The following is a 25905-nucleotide window of genomic DNA, read 5'->3' on the forward strand; positions in this document are numbered from 1 at the left end:
GCGCCCCTCGGCGCACCCGGGCGTGTTCCCCGTCGTCACCCTCATTCCTGGAGTCCCGCGATGGCCACTCCCCTTTCCGACCCGTCCCAGTCCCCGCTGCAGACCATCGCCGTCGTCGGCCTCGGCACGATGGGCACCGGCATCGCCGAGGTCCTCGCCAAGGCCGGCCGCGAGGTCGTCGGCATCGACATCAGCGAGGCCCAGGCCGCGAAGTGCGTCGCCGCCCTGGAGGCCTCCACCGCCCGTGGCGTCGAGCGCGAGCGGCTCACCGAGCAGGACCGTACGGACATCCTCGCCCGGGTCCGCACCTCCACCGACCTCAGGGCGGCGGCCGACGCCGACCTGGTCATCGAGGTGGCGCCGGAGTCGTACGAGGTCAAGCAGCAGATCTTCCGGGAGCTGGACGGGATCGTGCGCCCCGGGACGATCCTGGCGACCGGCACCAACGCCCTGTCCGTCACCCGGCTGGCCGCCGACTCCTCCCGTCCGGAGCGGGTGCTGGGCCTGCACTTCTTCAACCCGGCCCCGGCGATGAAGCTGGTCGAGGTCGTCTCCTCGGTGCTGACCGCTCCGGCGGCCGTCACGGCGGTCACCGACCTCGCCCTGGACCTGGGCAAGGAGCCCGTCGCGGTCGGCGACCGCCCGGGGTTCGTCGCCGACGGCCTTCTCTTCGGCTACCTCAACCAGGCCGCCGCGATGTACGAGGCGAAGTACGCCTCCCGCGAGGACATCGACGCCGCGATGCGGCTGGGCTGCGGGCTGCCCATGGGCCCGCTGGCGCTGCTCGACCTGATCGGCGTCGACACCGCGCGCACGGTCCTGGAGGCGATGTACGCCGCGTCCCGCGACCGTCTGCACGCGCCGGCACCGATCCTCGCCCAGCTGAGCGAGGCGGGTCTGACCGGCCGTAAGGCGGGGCGTGGTTTCTACACGTACGAGGCGCCGGGCAGCGCGGTCGTCGTGCGGGACGCCCTGACCCCGCTGGAGGGCGAGGGCCTGGCCGCGGGCCGGGAGGTCCGCTCGGTCGGTGTCGCGGGCTCGGGCACGATGGCCTCCGGCATCGCCGAGGTCTTCGCCAAGGGCGGGTACGACGTGGTCCTCGCGGCGCGCAGCGAGGAGAAGGCCCAGGCCGCGAAGGCGCGGATCGGCAAGTCCCTGGCCCGCTCGGTCGACAAGGGCCGGCTGACCGCCGAGGCCGCCGCGCAGACCCTGGAGCGCATCACGCCGACGGGCACGTACGACGACTTCGCCGGCGTCGACCTGGCCGTGGAGGCGGTCGCCGAGGACCTGGAGGTCAAGCGGCAGCTGTTCGCCGCGCTGGACAAGGTCTGCAAGCCGGGCGCGGTCCTGGCCACCACCACCTCGTCGCTGCCGGTCGTCGCCTGCGCCCGTGCCACCTCGCGTCCGCAGGACGTGATCGGCATGCACTTCTTCAACCCGGCGCCGGCCATGAAGCTGGTCGAGGTCGTCCGCACGGTGCTGACGGCCGACGACGTCCACGCGACGGTCCGCGAGGTCTGCGGCCGGATCAGGAAGCACGCGGTCGACTGCGGGGACCGGGCGGGCTTCATCGTGAACGCGCTGCTCTTCCCGTACCTGAACAACGCGATCAAGATGGTCGAGGAGCACTACGCGTCCCTCGACGACATCGACGCGGCGATGCGGCTGGGCGGCGGGTACCCGATGGGCCCGTTCGAGCTGCTGGACGTCGTCGGACTGGATGTCTCGCTCGCCATCGAGAAGGTCCTGCACCGCGAGTTCCGCGACCCGGGGCTCGCCCCGGCGCCGCTGCTGGAGCACTTGGTGGCCGCGGGCTGCCTCGGCCGCAAGACCGGCCGTGGCTTCCGCGAATATGCCAAGCGCTGAGGGTCCCGGCGACTGGTTCCGGTCCGGCTCCGAGTGGGGTGGCCTGCTCGGCCCGGACCGGTTCCACGAACCAGGCCATGCGCAGCGAGCTGCGCACATGCAGTACGTTCAGGGCATGCCCCAGCCCGCCAAGTCCTCACGTACACCAGCTACGACCGACGCTCCGGAGAGTGCCGCAGGCTCTCGTGCCGCCGCCCAGCGGCTGAAGATGCGCCGGGAACTGGCGGCCGCCGCGATGGAGCTGTTCGCGACCAAGGGGTACGAGGCGACCACCGTCGACGAGATCGCGGCGGCGGCCGGGGTCGCCCGCCGCACGTTCTTCCGCCACTTCCGCTCCAAGGAAGAGGCGATCTTCCCCGACCACGACGACACCCTGATCCGCGCCGAGGCGGTGCTCAACGCCGCGCCCGCGCACGAGCATCCGCTCGACACGGTGTGCCGCGGCATCAAGGAAGTCATGAAGATGTACGCGGCCCGGCCGGAGATCTCGGTCGCCCGCTACAAGCTGACACGTGAGGTGCCCACGCTGCGCGAGGCGGAGATCGCGTCGGTGGCCCGCTACGAGCGCCTCTTCACCCGCTATCTCCTCGGCCACTTCGACGAGCGCGCGCACGCCGACGACGCCAACGACGACCCGCTGCTGGCGGAGGTCGCCGCGTCCGCCGTGGTGACCGCGCACAACCACGTTCTGCGGCGCTGGCTGCGGGCCGGCGGGCAGGGTGACGTGGAGACACAGCTGGACCACGCCTTCGCGATCGTGCGCAAGACCTTCGGCACGGGCATCGGGGCCGGGCGCTCCACGGACCCGCAGCCGGCCGCGGCCACGGCCTCGGCCCAGGGCGAGGTGCTGGTGACCGTCGCCCGTACCGACGCGCCGCTGGACGAGGTCATGAGGACGATCGAGCAGGCACTCAAGGAGCGCTGAGCAGCTCGTACCACTGTGATGACGGCCACCCTGCGGGGTGGCCGTTTTGGCATGTCAGGGGCCGTTTTGACATGCCCCGCCGAGGCCATTCGATCGATCATCGCTCATTTGTTGCGTAAAGATTTCATCTGAGAGCAAGTTCTGGCACTCAGTGCCTTGCGGGGTGACACGCGGTGTCATACGTTGAAGAGGTCCGGGCGACGTCCCAGCAAGCCCACCGCCTGCTCGCCCGGACGCCTGCGTCACAGGCAACCTCCCGCGCCACCAAGCGCTGCCGAACAGCACCACCGCCGAACCGACGGCACACCCTCAACCCTCAGCAGCACCGCCGTAACCCTCAGCGCCCCTCCCTCAGGGCGCACACCGCCGGAGGCAACACCGTGACCATGAAGGACATCCTGGCCGCGATCCAGTCGCCCGACTCCGCGTCGGAGGACTTCGCCGCCCTTCCGCTCCCCGAGTCGTACCGCGCGATCACCGTGCACAAGGACGAGACGGAGATGTTCGCGGGTCTCGCGACCCGCGACAAGGACCCCCGCAAGTCGATCCACCTGGACGAGGTTCCGGTTCCGGAGCTCGGCCCGGGCGAGGCCCTGGTGGCCGTCATGGCCTCCTCGGTCAACTACAACTCCGTGTGGACCTCGATCTTCGAGCCGCTCTCGACGTTCGGCTTCCTGGAGCGCTACGGCCGGCTCAGCGAGCTCACCAAGCGCCACGACCTGCCGTACCACGTCATCGGCTCCGACCTCGCGGGCGTCGTCCTGCGCACCGGCCCGGGCGTCAACGCCTGGCGGCCCGGCGACGAGGTCGTCGCGCACTGTCTCTCCGTCGAGCTGGAGTCCAGCGACGGCCACAACGACACGATGCTCGACCCCGAGCAGCGCATCTGGGGCTTCGAGACCAACTTCGGCGGCCTCGCCGAGGTCGCGCTGGTCAAGTCGAACCAGCTGATGCCCAAGCCCGACCACCTGAGCTGGGAGGAGGCCGCCGCTCCCGGCCTGGTCAACTCCACCGCCTACCGGCAGCTGGTCTCCCGCAACGGCGCCGGCATGAAGCAGGGCGACAACGTGCTCATCTGGGGCGCGAGCGGCGGACTCGGCTCCTACGCCACCCAGTTCGCGCTGGCCGGCGGCGCCAACCCGATCTGCGTCGTCTCCAGCGAGCAGAAGGCGGACATCTGCCGGGCGATGGGCGCCGACGCGATCATCGACCGCAACGCCGAGGGCTACAAGTTCTGGAAGGACGAGAACACCCAGGACCCCAAGGAGTGGAAGCGCTTCGGCAAGCGCATCCGCGAACTCACCGGCGGCGAGGACATCGACATCGTCTTCGAGCACCCCGGCCGCGAGACCTTCGGTGCCTCGGTCTTCGTCACCCGCAAGGGCGGCACCATCACCACCTGCGCCTCGACCTCGGGCTACATGCACGAGTACGACAACCGCTACCTGTGGATGTCGCTGAAGCGGATCATCGGCTCGCACTTCGCCAACTACCGCGAGGCCTGGGAGGCCAACCGGCTCATCGCGAAGGGCAAGATCCACCCGACGCTCTCCAAGGTCTACTCCCTGGAGGACACCGGCCAGGCCGCCTACGACGTGCACCGCAACCTCCACCAGGGCAAGGTCGGCGTGCTCGCGCTGGCCCCCGAAGAGGGCCTGGGCGTGCGCGACCACGAGAAGCGCGCCAAGCACATCGACGCCATCAACCGCTTCCGGAACATCTGAGGTCGTCCATGACTGAGCGTCAGAAGGACCGGCCGTGGCTCATGCGCACGTACGCCGGTCACTCCACGGCCGAGGCGTCCAACGAGCTGTACCGGCGCAATCTCGCCAAGGGCCAGACGGGTCTGTCGGTGGCGTTCGACCTGCCGACGCAGACCGGCTACGACTCCGACCACATCCTCGCCCGCGGCGAGGTCGGCCGGGTCGGTGTGCCGATCGCGCACCTCGGTGACATGCGCCGGCTGTTCCAGGACATCCCCCTGGAGCAGATGAACACCTCGATGACCATCAACGCCACGGCCATGTGGCTGCTGGCGCTCTACCAGGTCGTCGCCGAGGAGCAGGGTGCGGACATCACCAAGCTCCAGGGCACGACCCAGAACGACATCGTCAAGGAGTACCTGTCCCGCGGAACCCACGTGTTCCCGCCGGGGCCGTCGCTCCGGCTGACGACGGACATGATCGCGTACACGGTCTCCCACATCCCGAAGTGGAACCCGATCAACATCTGCAGCTACCACCTGCAGGAGGCGGGCGCCACGCCGGTGCAGGAGATCGCGTACGCGATGTCCACCGCGATCGCCGTGCTCGACGCCGTGCGCGACTCCGGCCAGGTGCCGCAGGAGCGCATGGGCGACGTGGTCGGCCGTATCTCCTTCTTCGTGAACGCGGGCGTCCGCTTCGTCGAGGAGATGTGCAAGATGCGCGCCTTCGGCCGCATCTGGGACAAGGTCACCCGCGAGCGGTACGGCATCGAGAACCCCAAGCACCGCCGCTTCCGCTACGGCGTCCAGGTCAACTCCCTGGGCCTGACGGAGGCGCAGCCGGAGAACAACGTCCAGCGGATCGTGCTCGAGATGCTGGCCGTGACCCTCTCCAAGGACGCACGCGCGCGTGCCGTGCAGCTCCCCGCCTGGAACGAGGCGCTGGGCCTGCCCCGCCCCTGGGACCAGCAGTGGTCGCTGCGCATCCAGCAGGTGCTGGCGTACGAGAGCGATCTGCTGGAGTACGAGGACATCTTCGACGGCTCGAAGGTGATCGAGGCGAAGGTGGAGGAACTGGTCGAGTCCTCCCTCGCGGAGATCGACCGCATCGAGGAGATGGGCGGCGCGATGGCGGCCGTCGAGTCCGGCTATCTCAAGTCCCAGCTGGTCTCCTCGCACGCCGAGCGCCGGGGCCGGATCGAGTCGGGCCAGGAGAAGATCATCGGTGTCAACGCCTTCGAGGGCACCGAACCGAATCCGCTGACCGCCGACCTGGACACCGCGATCCAGACGGTCGACCCGGCGGTCGAGGCCCGCGTCATCGCCTCGCTCCAGCAGTGGCGCGACAACCGCTACCAGCCGCCCTTCAACCACCCGCGCCCCTGCAAGGCGCTGGAGCGGCTGAAGGACGCCGCCCGCGGCACGGAGAACCTCATGGAGGCCACCCTGGAGTGCGCCCGCGCCGGGGCGACGACCGGCGAGTGGGCCGGGGCCCTGCGCGAGGTGTTCGGCGAGTTCCGCGCCCCGACGGGCGTCTCGTCGGCGCCCGTGGCCGTCCCGGTCGAGGAGGGCAGCACGCTCGCCCTGGTCCGCCGCAAGGTGGACGTCACGGCGAAGGACCTGGGCGTGGGCAAGCTGCGCTTCCTGGTCGGCAAGCCGGGCCTGGACGGGCACTCCAATGGCGCGGAGCAGATCGCCGTGCGGGCGCGTGACGCCGGCTTCGAGGTGGTCTACCAGGGCATCCGGCTGACGCCCGAGCAGATCGTGGACGCGGCCATCGACGAGGACGTGCACGCGGTCGGCCTGTCCATCCTGTCCGGCTCGCACGCCCAGCTGGTCCCGGACGTCCTCGAACGGCTCCGTGTGGCCGGTGCCACAGATATACCGGTGATCGCCGGTGGCATCATCCCGAATGGTGACGCCGAGCAGCTCAGGCAAGCCGGAGTGGCCGCCGTCTTCACCCCGAAGGACTTCGACATCACCGGAATCATCGGCCGCATCGTCGACGAGATCCGGAAAGCGAACAAGCTCGACCCCCTGGAGGTCCCCGCATGACCACGGTCAACCGCCTTCGCCCCCGGCGTTCCTGCCTGGCGGTACCGGGCTCGAACCCCCGCTTCCTGGAGAAGGCACAGGGCCTCCCGGCCGACCAGGTCTTCCTCGACCTGGAGGACGCGTGCGCCCCGCTCGCCAAGCCCGAGGCGCGGCACACCATCGTCAAGTTCCTCAACGAGGGCGACTGGACGGGCAAGACGCGCGTCGTGCGGGTCAACGACTGGACGACCGAGTGGACGTACCGGGACGTCGTCACGGTCGTCGAGGGCGCCGGCCAGAATCTCGACTGCATCATGCTGCCGAAGGTGCAGACGGCCCAGCAGGTCGTCGCCCTCGACCTGCTGCTGACGCAGATCGAGAAGACGATGGGCTTCGAGGTCGGCAAGATCGGCATCGAGGCGCAGATCGAGAACGCGCAGGGCCTGAACAACGTCAACGAGATCGCGACGGCCTCCCCGCGCGTCGAGACGATCATCTTCGGCCCGGCCGACTTCATGGCCTCCATCAACATGAAGTCGCTGGTCGTGGGCGAGCAGCCGCCCGGCTACCCGGCGGATGCCTACCACTACATCCTGATGAAGATCCTGATGGCCGCCCGCGCCAACAACCTCCAGGCGATCGACGGCCCCTACCTCCAGATCCGGAACATCGACGGCTACCGCGAGGTCGCCCAGCGCGCCGCCGCCCTCGGCTTCGACGGCAAGTGGGTGCTGCACCCGGGCCAGGTCGAGGCGTCCAACGAGATCTTCTCGCCGTCCCAGGAGGACTACGACCACGCCGAGCTGATCCTGGACGCGTACGACTACTACACGTCCGAGGCGGGCGGCAAGAAGGGCTCGGCGATGCTCGGCGACGAGATGATCGACGAGGCCAGCCGCAAGATGGCCCTGGTCGTCTCCGGCAAGGGACGCGCCGCCGGCATGCAGCGCACCAGCAAGTTCGAGATCCCGGAGGCGTGACGACGATGCAGTTCGGACGCACCTACGAGGAGTTCGAGGTCGGGGCGACGTACAAGCACTGGCCGGGAAAGACGGTCACGGAGTACGACGACCACCTGTTCTGTCTCCTCACCATGAACCACCACCCGCTCCACATGGACACGAACTACGCGGAGAAGACGACGGACTTCGGCAAGAACGTCGTCGTCGGGAACTACATCTACTCCCTGCTGCTCGGCATGTCCGTGCCGGACATCTCCGGCAAGGCCATCGCCAACCTGGAGATCGAGTCGCTCAAGCACGTGGCGCCGACCTTCCACGGTGACACGGTCTACGGCCAGACGACCGTGCTCGACAAGTGGCCGTCGAAGTCGAAGAACGACCGCGGCATCGTCTACGTCGAGAGCAAGGGCTACAAGCAGGACGGCACGCTGGTCTGCGTGTTCCGCCGCAAGGTCATGGTGCCGACCGAGACCTACATCAAGGAGCGCGGCGGCGAGCAGCCCGGCCGCCCCGAGCTCAAGGAGCAGGAGAAGTAGCCATGGCGCGACTCGCCCAGACCGCCGGTCTGACGGACATCCAGCAGGAGATCCTGTCCACCGTCCGGGACTTCGTGGACAAGGAGATCATCCCAGTCGCGACGGAGCTGGAGCACCGCGACGAGTACCCGCAGCAGATCGTCGACGGGCTGAAGGAGTTGGGCCTGTTCGGCCTGATGATCCCCGAGGAGTACGGGGGCCTGGGCGAGTCGCTCCTGACCTACGCGCTGTGCGTGGAGGAGATCGCCCGCGGGTGGATGTCGGTGTCCGGCATCATCAACACCCACTTCATCGTGGCGTACATGCTCAAGCAGCACGGGACGCAGGAACAGAAGGACCATTTCCTGCCGAAGATGGCGGCGGGCGACATCCGTGGCGCGTTCTCGATGTCGGAGCCGGCCCTCGGTTCGGACGTGTCGGCGATCACGTCGAAGGCGGTGAAGGACGGCGAGGAGTACGTCCTGAACGGCCAGAAGATGTGGCTGACGAACGGCGGAACGTCGTCTCTGGTGGCCGTTCTGGTCCGAAGTGACGAAGGTCACCCCGAAGGCACGGCGCCCCACAAGTCGATGACGACCTTCCTCGTCGAGAAGGAGCCCGGCTTCGGCGAGGTCCGCCCCGGCCTCACCATCCCCGGCAAGATCGACAAGATGGGTTACAAGGGTGTCGACACCACCGAACTCATCATGGATGGCCTGCGGATTCCTGCGGATCGCGTGCTCGGCGGGGTCACCGGCCGTGGTTTCTACCAGATGATGGACGGGGTCGAGGTCGGGCGCGTCAACGTGGCGGCGCGTGGCTGCGGCGTCGCTCAGCGTGCGTTCGAACTGGGTGTCCAGTACGCGCAGCAGCGTCACACCTTCGGGAAGCCGATCGCCCAGCACCAGGCGATCCAGTTCAAGCTGGCCGAGATGGCTACCAAGGTCGAGGCCGCGCATGCGATGATGGTGAATGCAGCTCGCAAAAAGGACTCCGGGGAGCGAAACGACCTCGAGGCCGGGATGGCGAAATACCTCGCCTCCGAGTACTGCAAGGAAGTCGTCGAGGACGCCTTCCGGATCCACGGCGGCTACGGCTTCTCCAAGGAGTACGAGATCGAGCGCCTCTACCGTGAGGCGCCGATGCTGCTCATCGGTGAAGGTACCGCCGAGATCCAGAAAATGATCATCGGTCGGCGACTGCTCGAAGAGTATCGATTCCAGGGCTAGATGTCCGGATACGGGGTGTTTTCTTGGAGAAGAAGATCACACCCCGTCAGCACTCTTCAGCCGCCGACTCGGCTGCCTGGCTTACCCAGTTACGGCCCCGAGCCGCTACGATCGCCGGAAAGCCGCCGTCCCCCGTCAGAGTGCGGCCTCATCCGCTACGAAGGTCATCCATGCCCCACAGCCAAACCTCTGCACCACGCGACAGCCGGGCCGGCGTACGCCTCGCGCGCGGAGCATCGCCGTGGCTCCTTCCGACCGTCGCCACCGCAGCCCTCAGCCTGGCCCGTGCCCGCCGCTCCGGCGCCGCCAAGGCCGTCGCCGTTCCCGCCACCGCGCTCGCGGCGGGAATGCTGTGGTTCTTCCGCGACCCCGAGCGCGAGATCACCCAGGGCCGGGTCATCTCGCCCGCCGACGGTGTGGTGCAGAGCATCATGCCGTGGAAGGACGGCCGCACCCGCGTCGCGATCTTCATGAGCCCGCTCAACGTGCACGTCAACCGCGCGCCGCTGGCCGGCACGGTGACGTCGGTCGAGCACATCCCCGGTGGCTTTGTTCCCGCTTTCAACAAGGAGAGCGAGAACAACGAGCGGGTCGTGTGGCACTTCGACACCGAGCTCGGCGACATCGAGATGATCCAGATCGCCGGCGCGGTCGCCCGTCGCATCGTTCCCTACGTGCCCCAGGGCACCAAGGTCGAGCAGGGCGAGCGGATCGGCCTGATCCGCTTCGGCTCGCGTGTCGACCTCTACCTGCCCGAGGGCGTGGAGGTCGCGGTCGAGGTCGGTCAGAAGACCGTGGCTGGGGTGACTCGCATTGACCGTGATTGATCCTGATACCAAGGCCGGCTGGGTCCCGGAGGCCGACGAGGTGGACGAAGAAGAGGAGATGCCCCTCTCCCTTCGCCTCTCGATAGCGGACACCCTGACGCTCGGCAACGCCACGTGCGGCTTCATGGCGGTGTACTTCACCACCACCGGCATCCTGATCCCGCACCTCACGGGCAGCCAGGAGACCGGCATGGCCCGCCACAGCGCGGCCACGGCGGTCATCCTCATGCTCTGCGCTGCGGTCTTCGACCTCTTCGACGGCCTGGTGGCGCGCAAGCTGCGCTCCTCCCCCATGGGCGCGGAGCTGGACAACCTGTCCGACCTGATCAGCTTCGGCCTGGCACCGGCGTACTTCGTCCTCGTGTACGGCATGGTCGCGGACGACGCGCACCAGCGGGTGGCGGCGGTCGGGGCGATCGTCGTGCTGCTGGCGGTGGTGCTGCGGCTTGCGCGGTTCTCGTGCGTCACGGTCAAGGACGGCACGTTCCAGGGCATGCCGTCGCCGTTCGGGGCGCTGACGGTCGTGTCGATCGTGCTGCTGGAGCTGCCCTTCGTGGCGACGCTGCTGGCGATCCTGGGGACGGCCTGGCTGATGGTGAGCCGGGTCGAGTACCCGAAGCCGCGGGGGCGGCTCGCCGTGGCGATGCTGTCGTGGATCGTGCTGAGCATGGGGCTGCTGGCGGCGTGGGCGTTCGACGCGCCGGGCGGACAGCTGCTGCTGCAGACGGGGTGCGCTCTTCAGCTGGTCATGGGTGCGGTGATTCCGCTGTTCGCGACGGCTCGGCGGGTGAACAACTTCCGCGGCAGCCGACGGGAGGCGCGGGCGGCACAGCTGCCCTAGCGCCGTAGCGGTTGGATTTGGCTTGGGCCCCGGACCGGGATTCGGTTCGGGGCCCTTTGCTGTGCGGGTTCGGGAGTGGTCGCTGTCCCTGGGGACTCCGCCCTCAGACCCCCGGCCCCTATGTTCACCCGCCGCCCGAATCGGTCGGACAGGAGGTGCGGTCGGGGGCGTGGCAGCCGACGTACGGAGCCCGGCTCAGACCGGGCAGAACCCGGCTCGGAGCCCGCTCAGGTCGGGCAGAGCCCGGATCAGGTCAGGAAATCCCTCGCGATGCGTTCTGCCACCCGTTCCAGGATCGGGCCCGCCTCGGCGATGCACTTCGCCACGTCCGGCTCCGCGTCCGTCAGGGGGTAGGCCCGGCGGAAGCCGGACCGGCCCAGGACCTCCGGGGGCAGGGCGAGGCGGCCGCAGACCGCCACCACGTCCTTGCCGGCGGCGCGGGCCGCCGCGGCGACGCCCGCCGGGGCCTTGCCGTGCAGGGTCTGTTCGTCGAGGGAGCCCTCGCCGGTGATCACCAGATCGGCACGGTCCAGCGCGGGCGCGAAGCCCAGGACGTCGAGCATCACCTCGATGCCGGGGCGGAACCGGGCGCCCAGCAGCAGGGCGCCGTAGCCGATGCCGCCCGCGGCGCCCGCGCCGGGCGAGGCGGCGTACTCGGCGGCCTTCGGACCGGCCGGCCCCTCCAGCACCTTCGCGAAGTGCGCGAGGGCGGTGTCCAGGGCCGCCACGTCGTCCGGCGAGGCGCCCTTCTGCGGGCCGTAGACCGCGGGCGCGCCCTTCGGGCCGGTCAGCGGGTTGTCGACGTCGCTGGCGAGGACCAGTTCGACCTCGGTCAGACGCGGGTCCAGGCCCGACAGATCGGCCGTGGCCAGATCGGCGAGGCCGCCGCCGCCCGGCGGTACCGGCTCGCCGTCGGCGTCAAGGAACCGGGCGCCCAGCGCGGACAGCATGCCCGCGCCGCCGTCCGTGGTGGCGCTGCCGCCGACCCCGAAGACGATCGTGCGGGCACCCGCGTCCAGGGCGGCCCGCAGCAGCTCGCCGGAGCCGTACGTGGACGCCGTGAGCGGGGCGAAGACGCCGGCGGGCAGCCGCTGGAGTCCGCTCGCCTCGGCCATCTCCACGACCGCGGTGCCGTCGCGCAGCGCGAACGCCGCCGTCACCTCACCGCCGAGCGGGCCTGCGACCCGTACCTCCCGGCGCTCGAACCCGGCCGCGACCGCCGCGGCCACGGTGCCGTCGCCGCCGTCGGCCACGGGCAGCGCCTCGACCTCGAGGTGCGGCACGGCCCGGCGGAGCCCGGCCGTCACCCGCTCGGCGACCTCCACGGCCGTCAGCGACCCCTTGAACTTGTCCGCGGCGACGAGCACCCGCTGGGTCGTTCGGGTACCGCTCACTGCAGCGTCCGCCACTTGCACTCCCCTTGCTCTCCGGGCCCTCACGCACGTCAGGGCCAGTCGCGCCGCTGCGACCTTAACCTCAGGACGCCCCGGCCGTCAGCATCTGCCCGACTGCTGGACCTGCGGCCCCGCCCCTCGGGCGATCCCGCGGAAACGGGTAGACCGTAACCATGACGCTCGTCGACACCGAAGCAGCGCTCGCCGACCGCATCCTCGGCGGCTGGCTGGGCCGTATCGCGGGAAACATGCTCGGCAAACCGGTCGAACAGGGCGAGGTCTGGACCCGTGACCGCATCGACCGCTACCTCAGAAAGGCCGCCGCCCTCCCGCTGACCGACTACCTGCCCGAGCCCACCGGCGACGACGAGACCGCGCTGCGGCCCGAGTGGCGCCAGTGTGTGCGCGGCCGGATCCACGGCAGCTGCCGCGACGACGACGTCGACTACGCGATCCTCGGCCTCCATCTGCTGGAGACCCACGGCTTCGGCTTCAGCACCGAGCAGGTCGGCGACCTGTGGCTGCTGCGGCTGCCGTACCTGCAGACGTTCACCGCGGAGCGGGCCGCGTACCGCAATCTGGCCGACGGGCTCAAGCCGCCGCTGACGGCGACGTACGACAATCCGTACCAGGAGTGGATCGGGGCGCTGATCAGGGCCGACATCTACGGCTGGACCTGCCCGGGGGTGCCGCGCCGGGCCGCCTCGCTGGCCCGGCGGGACGCGGTGCTGTCGCACACCGGCAATGGGGTCTACGGGGCGATGTGGGCGGCGGCGCTGATCTCGGCGGCCTTCACGGCACCCACCGTGCGGCATGCGGTCGACCAGGCCCTGACCGTGATCCCGGCGAGCAGCCGGCTGGCCCGGACGGTACGCCGGGTGGTCTCCCTGCACGACACCCGGATGTCCTGGGAGGACACGCTCACCACGATCGCCGAGGAGACCGCCGGGATGGGCTGGATCCACACCGTTCCGAATGCCGCCGTTCTGACCGCCGGCCTGCTCTACGGAGACGGCGACTTCACGCGCACCATCACCCTGACCGTGCGCGGCGGCCTGGACACCGATTCCAACGGGGCGACCGCGGGTTCGGTGGCGGGTGTGTTCGGCGGGGCGGCCGCCATCCCGGACCACTGGAAGGCCCCGCTGGAGGACACGGTCCGCAGTGCGGTGTTCGGCTTCGACGGGGTGCGGATCAGCGAGCTGGCGGAGCGGACGCTGCGGCTGGCGGAGCCGGCGGCCTGACCGTAGGGAACCGGCCATTCCCTGCCGGGTGGAGCGACGGACTCGCTCTTCCGCTTCGGGATCCGGGGCTCGTCGGCGCTCAGTATCGGCCACGACTTCCTGGTACTCCCGGCCGTTCCGCTTGAAAACGCTTCCATTCGGCTGATTCCGGCCACTTACCGATCACCCGCCGATGTCGATCAAACCCGACCGTAAAGTGATCTGGCCATCGATCCAGTCGATCATTTCCAGTCATCCGGTCCGCGTCCTCGCGCCCGACAGAAAGCGTCTGCTTGTCATGTCTCGTCTCAGAACCGCTCTGCGTGCCGCCGCCTCCGCGACCGTCCTGTCCGCCGCCGTGCTCACCGCGCCGCAGGCCGTCGCCGTCGAACAGCCCTCGGTGCCGCTCTCGGCGAAGGCCGACGCCGAGACCGTGGCCCTCGCGCAGGCCGAGCCGGCTGCCGCCGCGGCCGCGGCCAACGTCTGCGGCACCGGCTACACGCTGAGGAAGGGCGTTCCGCTGCCCGTCGGCACCGACCCCGCCGAGCGCCTGGGGACCCTCTTCTCCTACGAGAACGGCGGCAAGGGCTGCGTCATCCTCGACAACAACGTCGGCAAGGCGCAGTACATGTACGTGCAGATCTGCAAGGTGGGCGGCACGTCCTGCGACGTGGACTCGGGCAACTTCAGCGAGTACGCGGGCCCGGTGCGCGTCTCCAGCTTCGCCTGCGCCCCGGTGACCGCCAAGATGGGCTCTACCTCCAGCAGCCTCTACATCAACTACAAGTCCGACCGGATCTTCCCCTGCGGCTGAGCCGGCCTCCGGTGGTTACCCTGCCCCAATGACCACCTCTGCTGACTTCGCCGCCTATATCGCGTCCCTGCCCCGCGTCCTGGCCGGCGCTGCCGCGCTGTTCCGGGACGGCGAGGGCAGGGTGCTGCTCGTCGAGCCCAACTACCGGGACGGCTGGACGCTGCCCGGCGGCACGATCGAGTCCGACGACGGCGAGACCCCGCGGCAGGGCGCGCGGCGCGAGACTGCCGAGGAGATCGGCCTGGACCGTGAGCTCGGCCGGCTGCTGGCGGTGGACTGGGTGCACGGCCCGGAGCGTCCGCCGCTGGTGGCGTATCTGTACGACGGCGGGGTGCTCGGCGAGGACGCCCTCAAGGCGATCCGCCTCCAGGAGGAGGAACTGCTGTCCTGGCGGCTCGTTCCGCGCGAGGAGCTGACCGAGTACCTGCCGGGCGCTCTCGGCCGCCGCGTCCTCACCGCCCTGGACGTGCTGGCGGACGGCTCGGGCACGGCGGAACTGGAGAGCGGCCACCGGGTCGGCTGACGGGGCCGGCGACCTCGGTCGCGCCGCGCGGGAGGACGTCCGCGCCGACGACGCGCCCAGCCCCCTCTGAGCAGGATCAGTGCGAGGCACAGGCCTTCCACACCGCCCAGGGGGTGGTACAGCCACCGGTCGGCGCCGCTCAGTGCGCCCAGGAGAGCGCAGGTCAGAGCTCCGAGGGTGAGGACGAGCAGGCTGAACGACACGACGACGAGGGTGGAGACGGCGAAGGCTGAAGCCGAAGTGGCGGCGACCGGTAGTCGGTGGCGCCCTGCTTCACCTCGCTGACCAGGCCGGTCGCCGCGCCCGCGTGGTAAGCGCTCCTGGCTTCGAGGATGTCGTGCAAGTACTTCCGGAGCCACGCCATCCCGCACCATCACCCCGGTCCCGAGTTCGAACGCTGCGCCTCGGGCGACCGAAGTCGCGCCCGACCTGCACAGACGCCGCGGGAAATGCGCCGGCTCCCACCAGGCACGGCGGGGCACGCCGCTCGGATATCCGTTCGCTCCGGGTGGCCCGGCGTCCTACCCTCGGCTCATGGCCAAGCCCCTCGTCGCCCTGCTCACCGGTGCCGGTATCAGCACCGACTCCGGGATCCCGGACTACCGCGGTCCGAACGGGCTGTGGCGGCGGGATCCGGAGGCCGAGAAGCTCGTGACGTACGAGTACTACATGGGCGATCCGGAGATCCGGCGGCGGTCGTGGCAGATGCGGCGCAAGAACCGGACGCTGCTGGCCGAGCCCAATGCCGCCCACCGGGCCATCGCCGATCTGGAGGGGTCGGGGGTACCGGTGCGGGTGATCACGCAGAACGTGGACGGGCTGCACCAGCTCGCCGGGATGCCCGCCCGCAAGGTCCTCGAACTGCACGGCACGGCACGGAGTTTCGTGTGCACCGGCTGTCACGTCCGCGGCCCGATGCAGGACGCGCTCGCACGGGTCGAGGCCGGTGAGGACGATCCGCCGTGCCTGGAGTGCGGCGGTGTCCTGAAGTCGGCGACCGTGATGTTCGGCGAGCGGCTCGACCCCGTCGTCCTCGGCGAGGCGGCCGCCATCAGCAAGGCCTGCCAGGTGTTCATCGCCGTCGGCACGAGCCTCCAGGTCCAGCCGGCCGCCGGCCTCACGGGTGTCGCCGCCGACCACGGCGCCCGTCTGATCATCGTCAACGCCGAGCCGACACCGTACGACGAGCGTGCCGACGAGATCGTGCGGGAACCCATCGGAACGGCCCTGCCCGAGCTGTTGCGCCGCCTCGGCGACGCCGCCTAGAACAGCGCGGCCCCGCTCTCGAACGCCAGCAGCCGGCGCTTGCGGTCCAGGCCGCCGCCGTAGCCCGTGAGGCTGCCGTTCGCGCCGAGGACGCGGTGGCAGGGGACGATGATGCCGACGGGGTTGCGGCCGTTGGCGAGACCGACCGCTCGGGAGGCGGTGGGGGTGCCGAGGGTGGCGGCGAGTTCGCCGTAGGTGCGGGTCTCGCCGTACGGGATGCGGCTCAGTAGCTCCCAGACGGTGCGCTGGAACGGGGTGCCCGTCAGGCGGAGTTCGACGGTGAACTCCTTGAGCTCGCCCGCGAAGTACGCCTTGAGCTGTGCCTCCGTCTCCGCGAACAGGGTGTCGTCGCGGGTGCCGAAGGTCTCCTCCGGCGGGCGGTGGCGCTGGTCGGTCATGTAGAGGCCGCACAGGACTCCGTCGTCGGCGACGAGGGTGAGGGGGCCGTAGGGGCTGTCGGTCACGGTGTGGTGCTTCATCGAACGTCCTTATACCGGGAGGAAGTTGATCGGGTGGCTGTCCGTCGCCCAGAGGTACTGGACGGCGTAGGCCCGCCAGGGGCGCCAGGCCGCCGCGCGTGCGGTGAGCGCCGCGGGCGTGGACGGCAGGCCCAGTTCCTTCGCGGCGCGGCGGATGCCGAGGTCGGTGGGGAGGAAGGCGTCCGGGTCGCCGAGTGCGCGCATGGCGATGACATCGGCGGTCCAGGGGCCGAAGCCGGGCAGGGCGAGGAGCTGGGCGCGGCTGCGCGGCCAGTCGCTCTCCACTCCCAGGTGGAGTTCGCCGTCGGCGAGTTGCCGGACCAGGGTGGTGAAGGTGGTGCGGCGGCTGCGGGGCATCGCCAGCGACTCGGGGTCCAGTGCCGCGAGGGCCTCGGGCGCCGGGAAGAGGTGGGTGAGGCCGCCCTCGGGGTCGTCGACCGGTTCGCCGTGCGCGGTGACCAGGCGGGCCGCGTGGGTGCGGGCGGCGGCGGTGGAGACCTGCTGGCCGAGCACGGCCCGGACGGCGAACTCGCCCTCGTCCACCGTGCGGGGGACACGCCGGCCGGGTGCCTTGTCGACCAGCGGCGCGAGGACCGGGTCGGTGCGCAGTTGGTCGTCGATCGCGACGGGGTCGGCGTCCAGGTCGAGCAGGCGGCGGCAGCGGCTGATGGCGACGGTCAGATCGCGCAGGTCGCTGAGGGTGAGGCGGCAGGCGATGTGGTCGGGGGTGGGAGTCAGCGCCACGATGCCGTGGCCGTACGGGAGGCGCAGGGTGCGGCGGTAGGAGCCGTCGCGCCACTCCTCCACCCCGGGTACGGCCGTCGCGGCGAGGTGGCCGAAGAGGTTGTCGGGGTTGAGCGGGGTCCGGAACGGCAGCCGCAGGGCGAGCGCGCCGGGTGTGCTCGTGCCCTGTCGCTTCGGGGCGCGGGTGCGCAGCTCGCTCGGGGACAGGGCGAAGACCTCGCGGACGGTGTCGTTGAAGGTGCGGATCGAGGCGAAGCCGGCGGCGAAGGCGAGCTGCGCCATCGGCAGGTTCGTCGTCTCGATGAGCACCCGGGCGGTCTGGGCGCGCTGGGCCCGGGCGAGCGCGAGGGGGCCCGCGCCCAGTTCGGCGAGCAGCTGGCGCTCGACCTGCCGGGTGCTGTAGCCGAGCCGGACCGCGAGGCCCGGCACGCCCTCGCGGTCCACGACGCCGTCGGCGATCAGCCGCATGGCGCGGGCCACCAGGTCGGCGCGCTGGTTCCACTCCGGGGAGCCGGGGCTGGTGTCGGGGCGGCAGCGCTTGCAGGCCCGGAACCCGGCCTGCTGGCAGGCCGCGGCGCTCGGGTGGAAGACCATGTTCTCCGGCTTGGGCGGCACGACCGGACAGCTGGGACGGCAGTAGATGCGGGTCGTCAGGACGGCCGTGAAGAACCAGCCGTCGAAGCGCGCGTCCTTGGACTGGACGGCGCGTACGCAACGCTCGGTGTCGGTGTGCATCCCCATCTGCATACGTCCAGCATCGGTCACCGCAGGCAGACGGGTCTGGCGAGAATCCGACATCGACCTGCCCGGACCGGGACAGATGAAGATTCATTCATGTGTTCGTGTGCGCCCGGTACGATGACGTCATGGGTCATGGAGCCGTCACCACCGCGCAGGACGCCGGCGAGCGCGTACGCCTGGACGCGGACAACGTCGCGAAGGTGGCCACCACGCTCCAGGCCCTGTCCACGCCCTCCCGCCTGCTGATCCTCGCGCGGCTGCGGGAAGGCCCGCTGCCCGCCACCGAGTTGGCGGCCGAGGTGGGGATGGAGCAGTCGGCCTGCTCGCACCAGCTGCGGCTGCTGCGCAATCTGGGTCTGGTGGTGGGCGAGCGACAGGGCCGTTCGGTCGTGTACGCGCTGCACGACCACCATGTCGCCGAGCTGCTCGACCAGGCCGTGTACCACGTGGAGCATCTGCGCCTGGGGATCAGCGACACCGCCGACTGAGGCGGCGGCGCCGCTGTCCCACCGTTCGTGCTATTCGGTCGCCGTCGGCCGGCGTGAGACGTCCATCGCCTCACTCACCCGCGTCAGCGGACGCAGCCGGTAGGTGTAGGCGTAGTCGCGGTCGGCGAGCAGCTTGAACTCGTCGTGCGTGTGCGCGCCCCAGCTGTTGTCGCCGCCCACGCCCATCTGGCGGTGGTTGATCCGCAGCACCACCCCGTCCCGCGGGGTGAGCTGGTAGTCGTGGCGGGCGCCGACCGACAGGTCCTCAGGGGTGAAGCGCGAGGCGTTGATCTCCAGCAGCGGCTCGGCGGAGACGAGCAGTCCGCGTCCGCCGCCGTCCGTCAGCGCGGCCCAGCGGACGTCGGTCTTGTTGCCGTTCTCCTGGGGGCGCAGATAGGAGGTCCACTGCCCGGAGACGGTGCCGGAGTACAGGCCCACATCGGTGCTGTTGTTGCGGTCCCACATGTTCTCCTCGGGGCCGCGGCCGTAGTAGTGCAGCCGGTCCAGCCGGCGCGGCAGGAACAGCAGGGTGCCGACCTCGGGGATGTAGGGCAGGTTCGAGGCGCCCGGGTGCAGGGTGTTGTCGACCTTGATCTCGCCGTTGCCGAAGACCGTGTACGTGGTGGAGTACCTGGACTCCGTGCCGGTGGGCAGCGTGCCGGTGACCGTGACCTCGACGGCCCGGTCGCCCAGGGGCCGCACCCGTACGTCCGCCACCTTCCGCTTCGCCCCGGCGTCGCGCCACAGCTGGTTGCGGGTGTGGTGGCCGTTGCCCCGGTCGTTGTCGGTGGGCGCCCGCCAGAAGTTCGGGACGGGGCCGGAGGTGATCAGAGGCGTGCCGGCCGCCTCGTACGAGGTGATGGTGCCGGTGCTCTTGTCGAACGTGACCGAGAAGCCCCTGCCCTTCACCGACAGGGTCTCGTCCCCGTCCGTGTGGCGCAGGGTGGGCACGCCGGCGAGCGGGGCCGGCTTCACCGCCGGGCCGCCCGCGTCGAGGGCCAGTTGCTGCTTGGCCACCTCGAAGCCCGCCTTGGCCCACTTCGCGGGCTCCTTGGTGGTGAAGGAGAGCTGGAGAAAGTACTCCGTGCCCGGCTCGGGCTTCGCCGGCAGCCGTACCGGCACCTTGATGTCCTTGCTGGACAGCGGCCCCACATCGAGCTGGTCGCGGGTCAGCCGGCCGCGCTGGACGACCTTGCCGTCGGCGACGAGGGACCAACGGCCGTCGAACTCGCGGAGGTTGGTGAACAGGTACTCGTTGGTGAGCTTGACGGCTCCGGGGCCGCCCGAGGCCGGGGCGGCGTTGATCGCCTGGTAGATCTGCTTGACCTCGGCGGACTTGCCCGTGTGCCCCCGGTCGGCGGTGACGATGCCGTCGCCGGAGAAGGCCCCGTCGTTGGGGTTGTCGCCCCAGTCGCCGCCATAGGCGTAGAAGGTCTTCTCGCGCGGGCGCTTCTCGGTGAGCCCGACGGTGGCGGCGTCGAACCAGAACCGCACGCCCTCGTCGTCCGGACCCCGGTCGTCCGAGGCCAGCTCCGCCGCGCTCAACGGGCGGGCGTACACGCGGGCGCGCCGGATGGTGCCGCTGAACTCCCGGGTCGGGTTGTCGACGTCGGTGGCGAGCGCCAGGGACGCCGTGTTGTCGCCGGGGCGCCGGGTGGTCGTGCGGGTGCCTCGCACCGAGCCGTCGACGTACAGGGTGAGCGTCCCCGCGTCCGCGTCGAAGACACCGGCGATGTGGTGCTCCTTGCCCGTCCAGTCGTCGGGCAGCGCCCAGCTCGCGGTGACCCACTGGCCGCCGCCGTGGATGAAGAACTCCAGTGTCCTGTCGGACTGTTTGAGGGCGTACTGGGTGTCGCCCTTGGCGATGATGGGCTGGTGATAGCCCGTCACGTGCGGGGTGACCCAGGCCTCCAGCGTGAGGGAGCCGGTGAGGTCGAGGCGGGGGTCGCGGGGGAAGACGGTGCCGCCGGAGACGCCCTTGGCACGGTCGAAGGTGCCTGCGGACGCGATGACCTCGCCGCGCAGGGCGCCCGGTCCGGACTCGGTCAGCAGCTTGCGGGTCGGGGTGGGCCAGCTCAGGGCCTGGTCGACGAAGTCCCAGATCCAGCCGCCCTGGAGGACGTCGTAGCGGCGGACGATGTCCCAGTACTTCTTGAAGTTGCCGTTGGAGTTCCCCATGCCGTGGGAGTACTCGACCATCACGTACGGCCGTTTGTCGTTCGTGTCCTTGGCGCGGGCCTCGACGCGTTGCGGGCTGTCGTACATCTCGGAGCGGATGTCGCTGATGCCCGGGCGGTCGTCGCCCTCGTACTGGATGACGCGGGTGGGGTCGTAGCCGCGGATCCAGTCGTACATGGCGTTGAAGGTGGTGCCGCCGCCCGCCTCGTTGCCGAGGGACCAGATGACCACCGAGGCGTGGTTCTTGTCGCGGTGGACCATGTTCTGGGCGCGGACCACGCACGCCTCGGTCCACTCGGGGTGGCCGCTGCCCGGGAACTTGTCGCGGATGCCGTGGGTCTCGAGGTTGGTCTCGTCCACGAGGTACAGGCCGTACTCGTCGGCGAGCTCCAGCCACAGCGGGCTGTTGGGGTAGTGCGAGGTGCGGACGCTGTTGATGTTGAGGCGCTTGATGATCTCGATGTCCTCGATCATCTGGGCCCTGGTGAGCGCCGAGCCGGTGACGGGGTGCATCTCGTGCCGGTTGGTGCCGCGGAAGGACACCGGCTTGCCGTTGATGCGCATCAGGCCGTCCCTGAGTGCGAACTCGCGGAAGCCGACCCGGTGCGAGAGGGTCTCGACGACCTTGCCCGCCGGGTCGCGCAGCCGCAGCACCGCGGTGTACAGGTCCGGGTGCTCGGCCGACCAGAGTTTCGGCGAAGGGACGGCTCTGGACGCCTCGGCGGTGGCCTCGTCGCCGGCCGGGACGTCGACGGGCTGCTGGAGCGGCCGGGACCAGACGGCGTGGCCGCGCGCGTCGTAGAGCTGGGTCTCCACGGTGTAGCGGCCCGCGCCCTCGCCGCCGTAGTCGCGGACGTGCGCGGTGACCTTGAGGTCGGCGGAGGTGTAGTCGTCGCCGAGCGGGGTGTCCAGCTTGAAGTCGCGCAGGTGCACCGAGGGCGTGGAGTACAGGTGGACCGAGCGGAAGATGCCGCTCAGCCGGATCATGTCCTGGTCCTCCAGCCACTCGGCGTCGGAGTAGCGGTACACCTCGACGGCGATCTGGTTGGTGCCCGGCTTGAGGTGGCGGGTGATGTCGTACTCGGCGGAGGTGTAGGAGTCCTCGTGGTAGCCGGCCAGCTCGCCGTTGATCCACACGTAGTGGGCGGACTTGACGCCCTCGAAGTGCAGGAAGGTGCGCCGGCCCGACCAGTTCTTCGGGACGGTGAACGTACGGCGGTACTGGCCGACGGGGTTGTAGCGGGTCGGGGCAGCCGGTGGCTGGGCGTCCTCGCCGCCGCCGTTGGGGCCCCACCAGGGGTAGGTGATGTTGATGTAGATCGGGAAGTCGTAGCCCTGCAACTGCCAGGCGGAGGGCACGGGGATGGTGTCCCAGCCGGAGTCGTCGACGTCGGTGCGGTAGAAGTCGGTGTCCCGGTCGTCGGGCCGGTCGGCGTAGGCGAACTTCCACGTGCCGTCGAGGCTCTGCCGGTACGGCGAGCGCGTGCGGTCGGCGTCCAGTGCCTGCCCGAGGTCCGCGTACGGCATGAGCGTGGTGTGCGGTGGCTCGGTGCCCACCCGGTACACGGCCAGTCCGTCGTTCCACTCCGGAGGGCCGTCCGCCGCCGGGCGCCGGCCGGCCGCGTGCGATGCGGTGGGCGACGCCGAGAGGGCGAGCGCGCCGAGCACGGCGGCGCCCCCTTCGAGCAGCCGACGGCGGCTGACTACGGGCCGGTCGGCGGGAGACGGGAGCGGGTGCGGGTGCGGGTGCGGGTGCGGCATGACCGTGGCCTTCCTCGGTTCGACAGGTGCGGTGCTGCACGGACTGAGGGCACGTCAGCCACGATCCTCAACTGCACACCCTCGATGGGTGTTTCTGTTGGGATGCGTGTCAACTGACGGTGACGGAGCAACTGCTGAGCAGGCACACCCTAGAACTCGCACACAATCGAAGCAATGACCGCGTCGGACTTTGTGCGGTCCTGATGGTTCGGCTGCTCTCAGGCCGTGAGGAAGGCGAGCACCTCGCTGATCAGCCGGGCGGGGGCGTCCAGCGGCACGAGATGCCCCGCCCCCGGTACCGGCCGCAGCCCGGCGCCGGGGATCATGGCGGCCAGTTCCTGCCCCTTGGCGAACGGGATCCAGGTGTCCTCGGTGCCCCAGCAGACCGTCACCGGCAGATCGAGTGTGGGATACAGCGGCTGGATCTCGTCGGTGTAGCGCTGGTCGGCCTGCGCGATCTGGCGGTAGAACGCGCCCTGCCCCCGCTCCCCCGTCCACGGCCGGACCAGCGCGTCGAGCGCGGCGGGACGCAGGCCGAGATGGCTCGCGGACGTCACGTACTGCCGCACCAGGGCCTCGTGCAGAGGCGGCGGCAGCTGCTCGAAGACCTGGCTGTGCTCCCCGACCAGCCGGAAGAAGGGGGAACCCCAGGGCTCCAGGGCCACCGGGTCGACCAGCGCGAGCCTGCGGTAGCGGGCCCCGTGCAGCAGGTGCGCGCGCAGCGCCACACAGCCGCCGAAGTCGTGCGCGACGACGGACGGCTCCGCGAGCTCCCAGTGCGCCAGCAGTTCGGTGAACACCTCCCCCTGGACGCCGAGCGAGACGTTCTGGCCCGGGTACATGTCCGAGGCGCCGTAGCCCGGCATGTCCCAGACGTGGACGGAGTACCCGACGGCGGCGAGAGCGGGAGCGATCTCGTGCCACACGTACGACGAGAAGGGCGTCCCGTGCAGCAGCACGACCGGCTCGCCGCCGGGATCCCCGAGCCGGTCCCAGCGGACGGTGCCTGCCGCCGTGTCCAGACTCTCCCGCAAAGACCAGTCACTCATGACGGCGCTCCCCCTCCGTGGTCAGAACTGCGTTCCGACCCTCGATTTTTTGTCATTTCGGCGCGACAGCGTCGCTCCACCGACCGTACTGTGACCTCATCGGACAGCCTGTGCAACGGATCTTGGCCGGACCTTTTGCCGCGCCGGAAGGAGCGGCTCGCATGAACGGCTATGCGACCTCGGACCGCGACTCCGTCACGGCCGCGCCCGGCGGACTGCTGGATCTTCTGAAGGTCGCGGCCGTGGTCCTGGACGCGGGCGGGCACATCGCTCTGTGGAGCCCCGAGATCGAGCAGCTGCTCGGCTACACCCCGGCGGAGGCCCTGCGCCGGCGCGCCGACACGCTCCTGGTCGCGCCCGAGAACCGGACCCGGGGCAGGGAACTGTTCGCCCAGGTCAGCTCGGGGGCCCGCTGGGCCGGTGTCTTCCCGCTGCGGCACAAGGACGGCACGGACCGGGCCGTGGAGTTCCGCACGATGCGGCTCCTCGACCCCGAGGGACAGCCCCATCTGCTGGGCCTGGCCACGGACGCGACGACCGTACGGATCGTGGAGCGGGACCTCGCCCTCTCGCACAGCCTCGTCAACCAGACCCCGCTCGGCATCGCCGTCTTCGACAACGACCTGCGCTGGGTCGGGGTCAATCCCGCGCTGGAGCGGATCAACGGCGTGCCCGAGGAGGCCGTGCTGGGGCGCCGGGTCGGCGAGGTGCTGCCGGACCTGGAGGTGGAGGCCATCGAGGCCCGGATGCGGCACGTCCTGGAGACCGGCAGACCCCTGCTCGACCAGCAGACCATCGGCCGTACGGCGGCGGACGCCCAGGACCGCGCCTACTCGGAGTCGTACCACCGCATCGAGGACACCGACGGGCGGGTGCTGGGCCTCGCGATGGCCGTCCTGGACGTCACCGAGCGCCAGCAGGCCGCGGCCGAGGTCGCCCAGGCCCGTCAGCATCTGTCGGTGATCGCCGACGCCGGGGTGCGGATCGGCACCACCCTGGACCTCCAGCAGACCGCCCGGGAACTGGCCGACGTGGTGGTGTCGCAACTCGCGGACCTGGCCGCCGTGGACGTGCTGGAGTCCGTCGTGGCCCACGGCACCATCGCGCCGGTGTCCGGCGGCGCCCCCGCCGAGTTCAGAGCGCTGGCCGTCGCGGCCGGCTACCCCACCGACGCCATCCACGCCGCCGACCCGGTCGGCGAGCTCGCCACCTACGGTTCGTCACGGATCATCACGCAGTGCGTCCGCAGCGCCCGCCCCGTCCTGGTCGAGCGCGTGGACGCGAAGATGATGCGGCGCATCGCCCGGGACGGGCGGGCCGCGAAGACCCTGCGCGAGGCCGGCGCGCACTCCTACATGGCGGTGCCGCTGATGGCCCGCGGCAAAGTGCTCGGCACGCTCACCCTGTACCGCACGGTCGACGAACGCCCCTTCGACGACCGGGACCGGGTGCTCGCCTCGGAGCTCGCCGCGCGCGCCGCCATCTGCATCGACAACGCCCGCCTCTACGGACGCGAGCGGGGCACCGCCCTCACCCTCCAGCGCAGCCTGCTGCCCGCCGCGCCCGCCGAGCAGGAGGGGCTCGACATCGCCGCCCGCTACCGTCCGGCCCTCAGCGAGGTCGGCGGCGACTGGTACGACGTACTGCCGCTGGGCCCGGGGCGCACCGCGCTCGTCGTCGGGGACGTCATGGGCAAGGGCGTCCAGGCCGCGGCGATCATGGGGCAGCTGAGCACGGCGACGCGGGCACTGGCCCGGCTGGACCTGCCGCCCGCCGAGCTGCTGCGGCACCTCGACGACATCGCCGGTTCGCTCGGCGACGCGATCGCCACGTGCGTGTACGCCGTGTGCGACCTGGGGCGCGGCACCTGTGCCCTGTCCAGCGCGGGGCACCTGCCGCCCGTGCTCGCCGGGGCGGACGGCAGCGCGAAGCTCGTCGACGTGCCCGGCGGCGTACCGCTCGGGGTGGGGGGCGTGGAGTTCGGCACCGTGGAGGTGGAGCTTCCCCCGGGCTCGCTGCTCGCCCTGTACACGGACGGGCTGGTCGAGAACCGCGGGGAGCCGATCGACACCGGGCTCAGCACGCTGACCCACCTCCTGCGGAACGCGGGCCCGAACCTGCAGCGGACCAGCGACAGCCTCCTCAGCGCGCTGAGCCCGGAGCCCGACGACGACGTGGCGCTGCTGCTGGTCCGCACGCGCGCCTGAGCGCTCGCGGCGGCAACTGTTAGCATGTTTGTGTGAGTTACGTTCTCTACCTCTGATCCGGGCCACCGGCTCCGCCCTCGCACGCCCTGTCGAACACGGGCCGAGGTGCCGGGAGCCGCGACGTCGCCCACGGC

At 70.5% G+C, this 25905-nt stretch carries 20 protein-coding genes; 15 read left to right on the forward strand and 5 right to left on the reverse strand.

What is annotated here, in order from left to right:
* Window positions 1-60 precede the first annotated feature (60 nt).
* The 9 genes from ACFT32_RS07560 to pssA all read left to right on the forward strand — a co-directional run bounded on the left by ACFT32_RS07560 (window position 61) and on the right by pssA (window position 10904).
* Window positions 61-1866, forward strand: a complete 1806-nt coding sequence (locus tag ACFT32_RS07560) for a 3-hydroxyacyl-CoA dehydrogenase family protein (RefSeq protein WP_382486799.1) — start codon at window positions 61-63, stop codon at window positions 1864-1866.
* A gap of 115 nt (window positions 1867-1981) precedes the next feature.
* Complete coding sequence (locus tag ACFT32_RS07565; RefSeq protein WP_382486801.1) at window positions 1982-2791, forward strand: TetR family transcriptional regulator; 810 nt, start codon at window positions 1982-1984, stop codon at window positions 2789-2791.
* Between the two features lie 386 nt (window positions 2792-3177).
* Window positions 3178-4515, forward strand: a complete 1338-nt coding sequence (gene ccrA, locus ACFT32_RS07570; RefSeq protein WP_382487087.1) for a crotonyl-CoA carboxylase/reductase — start codon at window positions 3178-3180, stop codon at window positions 4513-4515.
* Window positions 4516-4523: 8 nt separating this feature from the next.
* The gene (locus ACFT32_RS07575; protein WP_382486803.1) at window positions 4524-6551 is read left to right on the forward strand and encodes a protein meaA; all 2028 of its coding nucleotides are present in this window, start codon (window positions 4524-4526) and stop codon (window positions 6549-6551) included.
* Window positions 6548-7510 (forward strand): HpcH/HpaI aldolase/citrate lyase family protein, encoded by a 963-nt coding sequence (locus ACFT32_RS07580; RefSeq protein ID WP_382486804.1) that lies wholly within the window; start codon window positions 6548-6550, stop codon window positions 7508-7510. The genes ACFT32_RS07575 and ACFT32_RS07580 overlap by 4 nt, the downstream gene beginning before the upstream one ends.
* Window positions 7511-7515: 5 nt before the next feature.
* Window positions 7516-8028 (forward strand): MaoC family dehydratase, encoded by a 513-nt coding sequence (locus ACFT32_RS07585; protein ID WP_382487089.1) that lies wholly within the window; start codon window positions 7516-7518, stop codon window positions 8026-8028.
* A gap of 2 nt (window positions 8029-8030) precedes the next feature.
* Window positions 8031-9236 carry an acyl-CoA dehydrogenase family protein gene (locus ACFT32_RS07590; RefSeq protein ID WP_382486806.1) on the forward strand — a complete coding sequence of 402 codons (1206 nt, stop codon included), beginning with the start codon at window positions 8031-8033 and terminating at the stop codon, window positions 9234-9236.
* 170 nt (window positions 9237-9406) lie between these two features.
* Window positions 9407-10063 carry a phosphatidylserine decarboxylase gene (locus tag ACFT32_RS07595; protein WP_003994082.1) on the forward strand — a complete coding sequence of 219 codons (657 nt, stop codon included), beginning with the start codon at window positions 9407-9409 and terminating at the stop codon, window positions 10061-10063.
* 58 nt (window positions 10064-10121) lie between these two features.
* Complete coding sequence (gene pssA / locus ACFT32_RS07600) at window positions 10122-10904, forward strand: CDP-diacylglycerol--serine O-phosphatidyltransferase (protein WP_382487091.1); 783 nt, start codon at window positions 10122-10124, stop codon at window positions 10902-10904.
* A gap of 248 nt (window positions 10905-11152) precedes the next feature.
* Here the strand turns inward: pssA and ACFT32_RS07605 are convergent, their stop codons facing one another.
* Entirely contained in the window at window positions 11153-12271 is a 1119-nt protein-coding gene (locus ACFT32_RS07605; protein WP_382487093.1) for a glycerate kinase, read from the reverse strand.
* A gap of 200 nt (window positions 12272-12471) precedes the next feature.
* Between ACFT32_RS07605 and ACFT32_RS07610 the strand changes: the two genes are divergently transcribed.
* From ACFT32_RS07610 to ACFT32_RS07625, 4 genes are all read left to right on the forward strand, one after another.
* A complete protein-coding gene (locus ACFT32_RS07610) occupies window positions 12472-13542 on the forward strand; it encodes an ADP-ribosylglycohydrolase family protein (RefSeq protein WP_382486808.1) in 1071 nt (356 codons plus the stop codon).
* A gap of 277 nt (window positions 13543-13819) precedes the next feature.
* Window positions 13820-14335, forward strand: a complete 516-nt coding sequence (locus ACFT32_RS07615; protein ID WP_382486810.1) for a hypothetical protein — start codon at window positions 13820-13822, stop codon at window positions 14333-14335.
* 28 nt (window positions 14336-14363) lie between these two features.
* A complete protein-coding gene (locus ACFT32_RS07620; protein ID WP_382486812.1) occupies window positions 14364-14858 on the forward strand; it encodes an NUDIX domain-containing protein in 495 nt (164 codons plus the stop codon).
* Between the two features lie 534 nt (window positions 14859-15392).
* Window positions 15393-16124, forward strand: coding sequence for an NAD-dependent deacetylase (locus ACFT32_RS07625; protein ID WP_382486814.1), 732 nt, complete (start codon window positions 15393-15395; stop codon window positions 16122-16124).
* Here ACFT32_RS07625 and ACFT32_RS07630 read toward each other — a convergent pair.
* Window positions 16121-16603 (reverse strand): methylated-DNA--[protein]-cysteine S-methyltransferase, encoded by a 483-nt coding sequence (locus tag ACFT32_RS07630; protein WP_382486816.1) that lies wholly within the window; start codon window positions 16601-16603, stop codon window positions 16121-16123. The genes ACFT32_RS07625 and ACFT32_RS07630 overlap by 4 nt on opposite strands.
* A 9-nt stretch (window positions 16604-16612) precedes the next feature.
* On the reverse strand, window positions 16613-18082 hold the full coding sequence (locus ACFT32_RS07635; RefSeq protein ID WP_382486818.1) for an AlkA N-terminal domain-containing protein: 1470 nt from the start codon (window positions 18080-18082) through the stop codon (window positions 16613-16615).
* Between the two features lie 131 nt (window positions 18083-18213).
* On the opposite strand from ACFT32_RS07635, the gene ACFT32_RS07640 reads away from it, so the two are divergent.
* Window positions 18214-18576, forward strand: coding sequence for a metalloregulator ArsR/SmtB family transcription factor (locus tag ACFT32_RS07640; RefSeq protein ID WP_189726259.1), 363 nt, complete (start codon window positions 18214-18216; stop codon window positions 18574-18576).
* 30 nt (window positions 18577-18606) lie between these two features.
* Here the strand turns inward: ACFT32_RS07640 and ACFT32_RS07645 are convergent, their stop codons facing one another.
* Window positions 18607-22515, reverse strand: coding sequence for a glycoside hydrolase family 2 TIM barrel-domain containing protein (locus ACFT32_RS07645; protein WP_382486820.1), 3909 nt, complete (start codon window positions 22513-22515; stop codon window positions 18607-18609).
* A 218-nt stretch (window positions 22516-22733) separates the two neighbouring features.
* Window positions 22734-23564: an alpha/beta fold hydrolase gene (locus ACFT32_RS07650; protein WP_382486822.1), complete on the reverse strand. Its 831-nt coding sequence runs from the start codon at window positions 23562-23564 to the stop codon at window positions 22734-22736.
* Between the two features lie 161 nt (window positions 23565-23725).
* Here ACFT32_RS07650 and ACFT32_RS07655 point away from each other — a divergent pair, with 161 nt between their 5' ends.
* Window positions 23726-25771, forward strand: coding sequence for a SpoIIE family protein phosphatase (locus tag ACFT32_RS07655; RefSeq protein WP_382486824.1), 2046 nt, complete (start codon window positions 23726-23728; stop codon window positions 25769-25771).
* Window positions 25772-25905: the final 134 nt, after the last annotated feature.

Origin of the sequence: Streptomyces sp. NPDC057002 (assembly GCF_042673825.1) — a bacterium.
Lineage (GTDB): Bacteria > Actinomycetota > Actinomycetes > Streptomycetales > Streptomycetaceae > Streptomyces.

Coding starts and splice junctions, on each gene's coding strand:
- ACFT32_RS07560 (WP_382486799.1), top strand. CDS start 61: ATGGCCACTCCCCTTTCCGACCCGTCCCAGTCCCCGCTGCAGACCATC.
- ACFT32_RS07565 (WP_382486801.1), top strand. CDS start 1,982: ATGCCCCAGCCCGCCAAGTCCTCACGTACACCAGCTACGACCGACGCT.
- ccrA (WP_382487087.1), top strand. CDS start 3,178: ATGAAGGACATCCTGGCCGCGATCCAGTCGCCCGACTCCGCGTCGGAG.
- ACFT32_RS07575 (WP_382486803.1), top strand. CDS start 4,524: ATGACTGAGCGTCAGAAGGACCGGCCGTGGCTCATGCGCACGTACGCC.
- ACFT32_RS07580 (WP_382486804.1), top strand. CDS start 6,548: ATGACCACGGTCAACCGCCTTCGCCCCCGGCGTTCCTGCCTGGCGGTA.
- ACFT32_RS07585 (WP_382487089.1), top strand. CDS start 7,516: ATGCAGTTCGGACGCACCTACGAGGAGTTCGAGGTCGGGGCGACGTAC.
- ACFT32_RS07590 (WP_382486806.1), top strand. CDS start 8,031: ATGGCGCGACTCGCCCAGACCGCCGGTCTGACGGACATCCAGCAGGAG.
- ACFT32_RS07595 (WP_003994082.1), top strand. CDS start 9,407: ATGCCCCACAGCCAAACCTCTGCACCACGCGACAGCCGGGCCGGCGTA.
- pssA (WP_382487091.1), top strand. CDS start 10,122: ATGCCCCTCTCCCTTCGCCTCTCGATAGCGGACACCCTGACGCTCGGC.
- ACFT32_RS07610 (WP_382486808.1), top strand. CDS start 12,472: ATGACGCTCGTCGACACCGAAGCAGCGCTCGCCGACCGCATCCTCGGC.
- ACFT32_RS07615 (WP_382486810.1), top strand. CDS start 13,820: ATGTCTCGTCTCAGAACCGCTCTGCGTGCCGCCGCCTCCGCGACCGTC.
- ACFT32_RS07620 (WP_382486812.1), top strand. CDS start 14,364: ATGACCACCTCTGCTGACTTCGCCGCCTATATCGCGTCCCTGCCCCGC.
- ACFT32_RS07625 (WP_382486814.1), top strand. CDS start 15,393: ATGGCCAAGCCCCTCGTCGCCCTGCTCACCGGTGCCGGTATCAGCACC.
- ACFT32_RS07630 (WP_382486816.1), bottom strand. CDS start 16,603: ATGAAGCACCACACCGTGACCGACAGCCCCTACGGCCCCCTCACCCTC.
- ACFT32_RS07635 (WP_382486818.1), bottom strand. CDS start 18,082: ATGCACACCGACACCGAGCGTTGCGTACGCGCCGTCCAGTCCAAGGAC.
- ACFT32_RS07640 (WP_189726259.1), top strand. CDS start 18,214: ATGGGTCATGGAGCCGTCACCACCGCGCAGGACGCCGGCGAGCGCGTA.
- ACFT32_RS07645 (WP_382486820.1), bottom strand. CDS start 22,515: ATGCCGCACCCGCACCCGCACCCGCACCCGCTCCCGTCTCCCGCCGAC.
- ACFT32_RS07650 (WP_382486822.1), bottom strand. CDS start 23,564: ATGAGTGACTGGTCTTTGCGGGAGAGTCTGGACACGGCGGCAGGCACC.
- ACFT32_RS07655 (WP_382486824.1), top strand. CDS start 23,726: ATGAACGGCTATGCGACCTCGGACCGCGACTCCGTCACGGCCGCGCCC.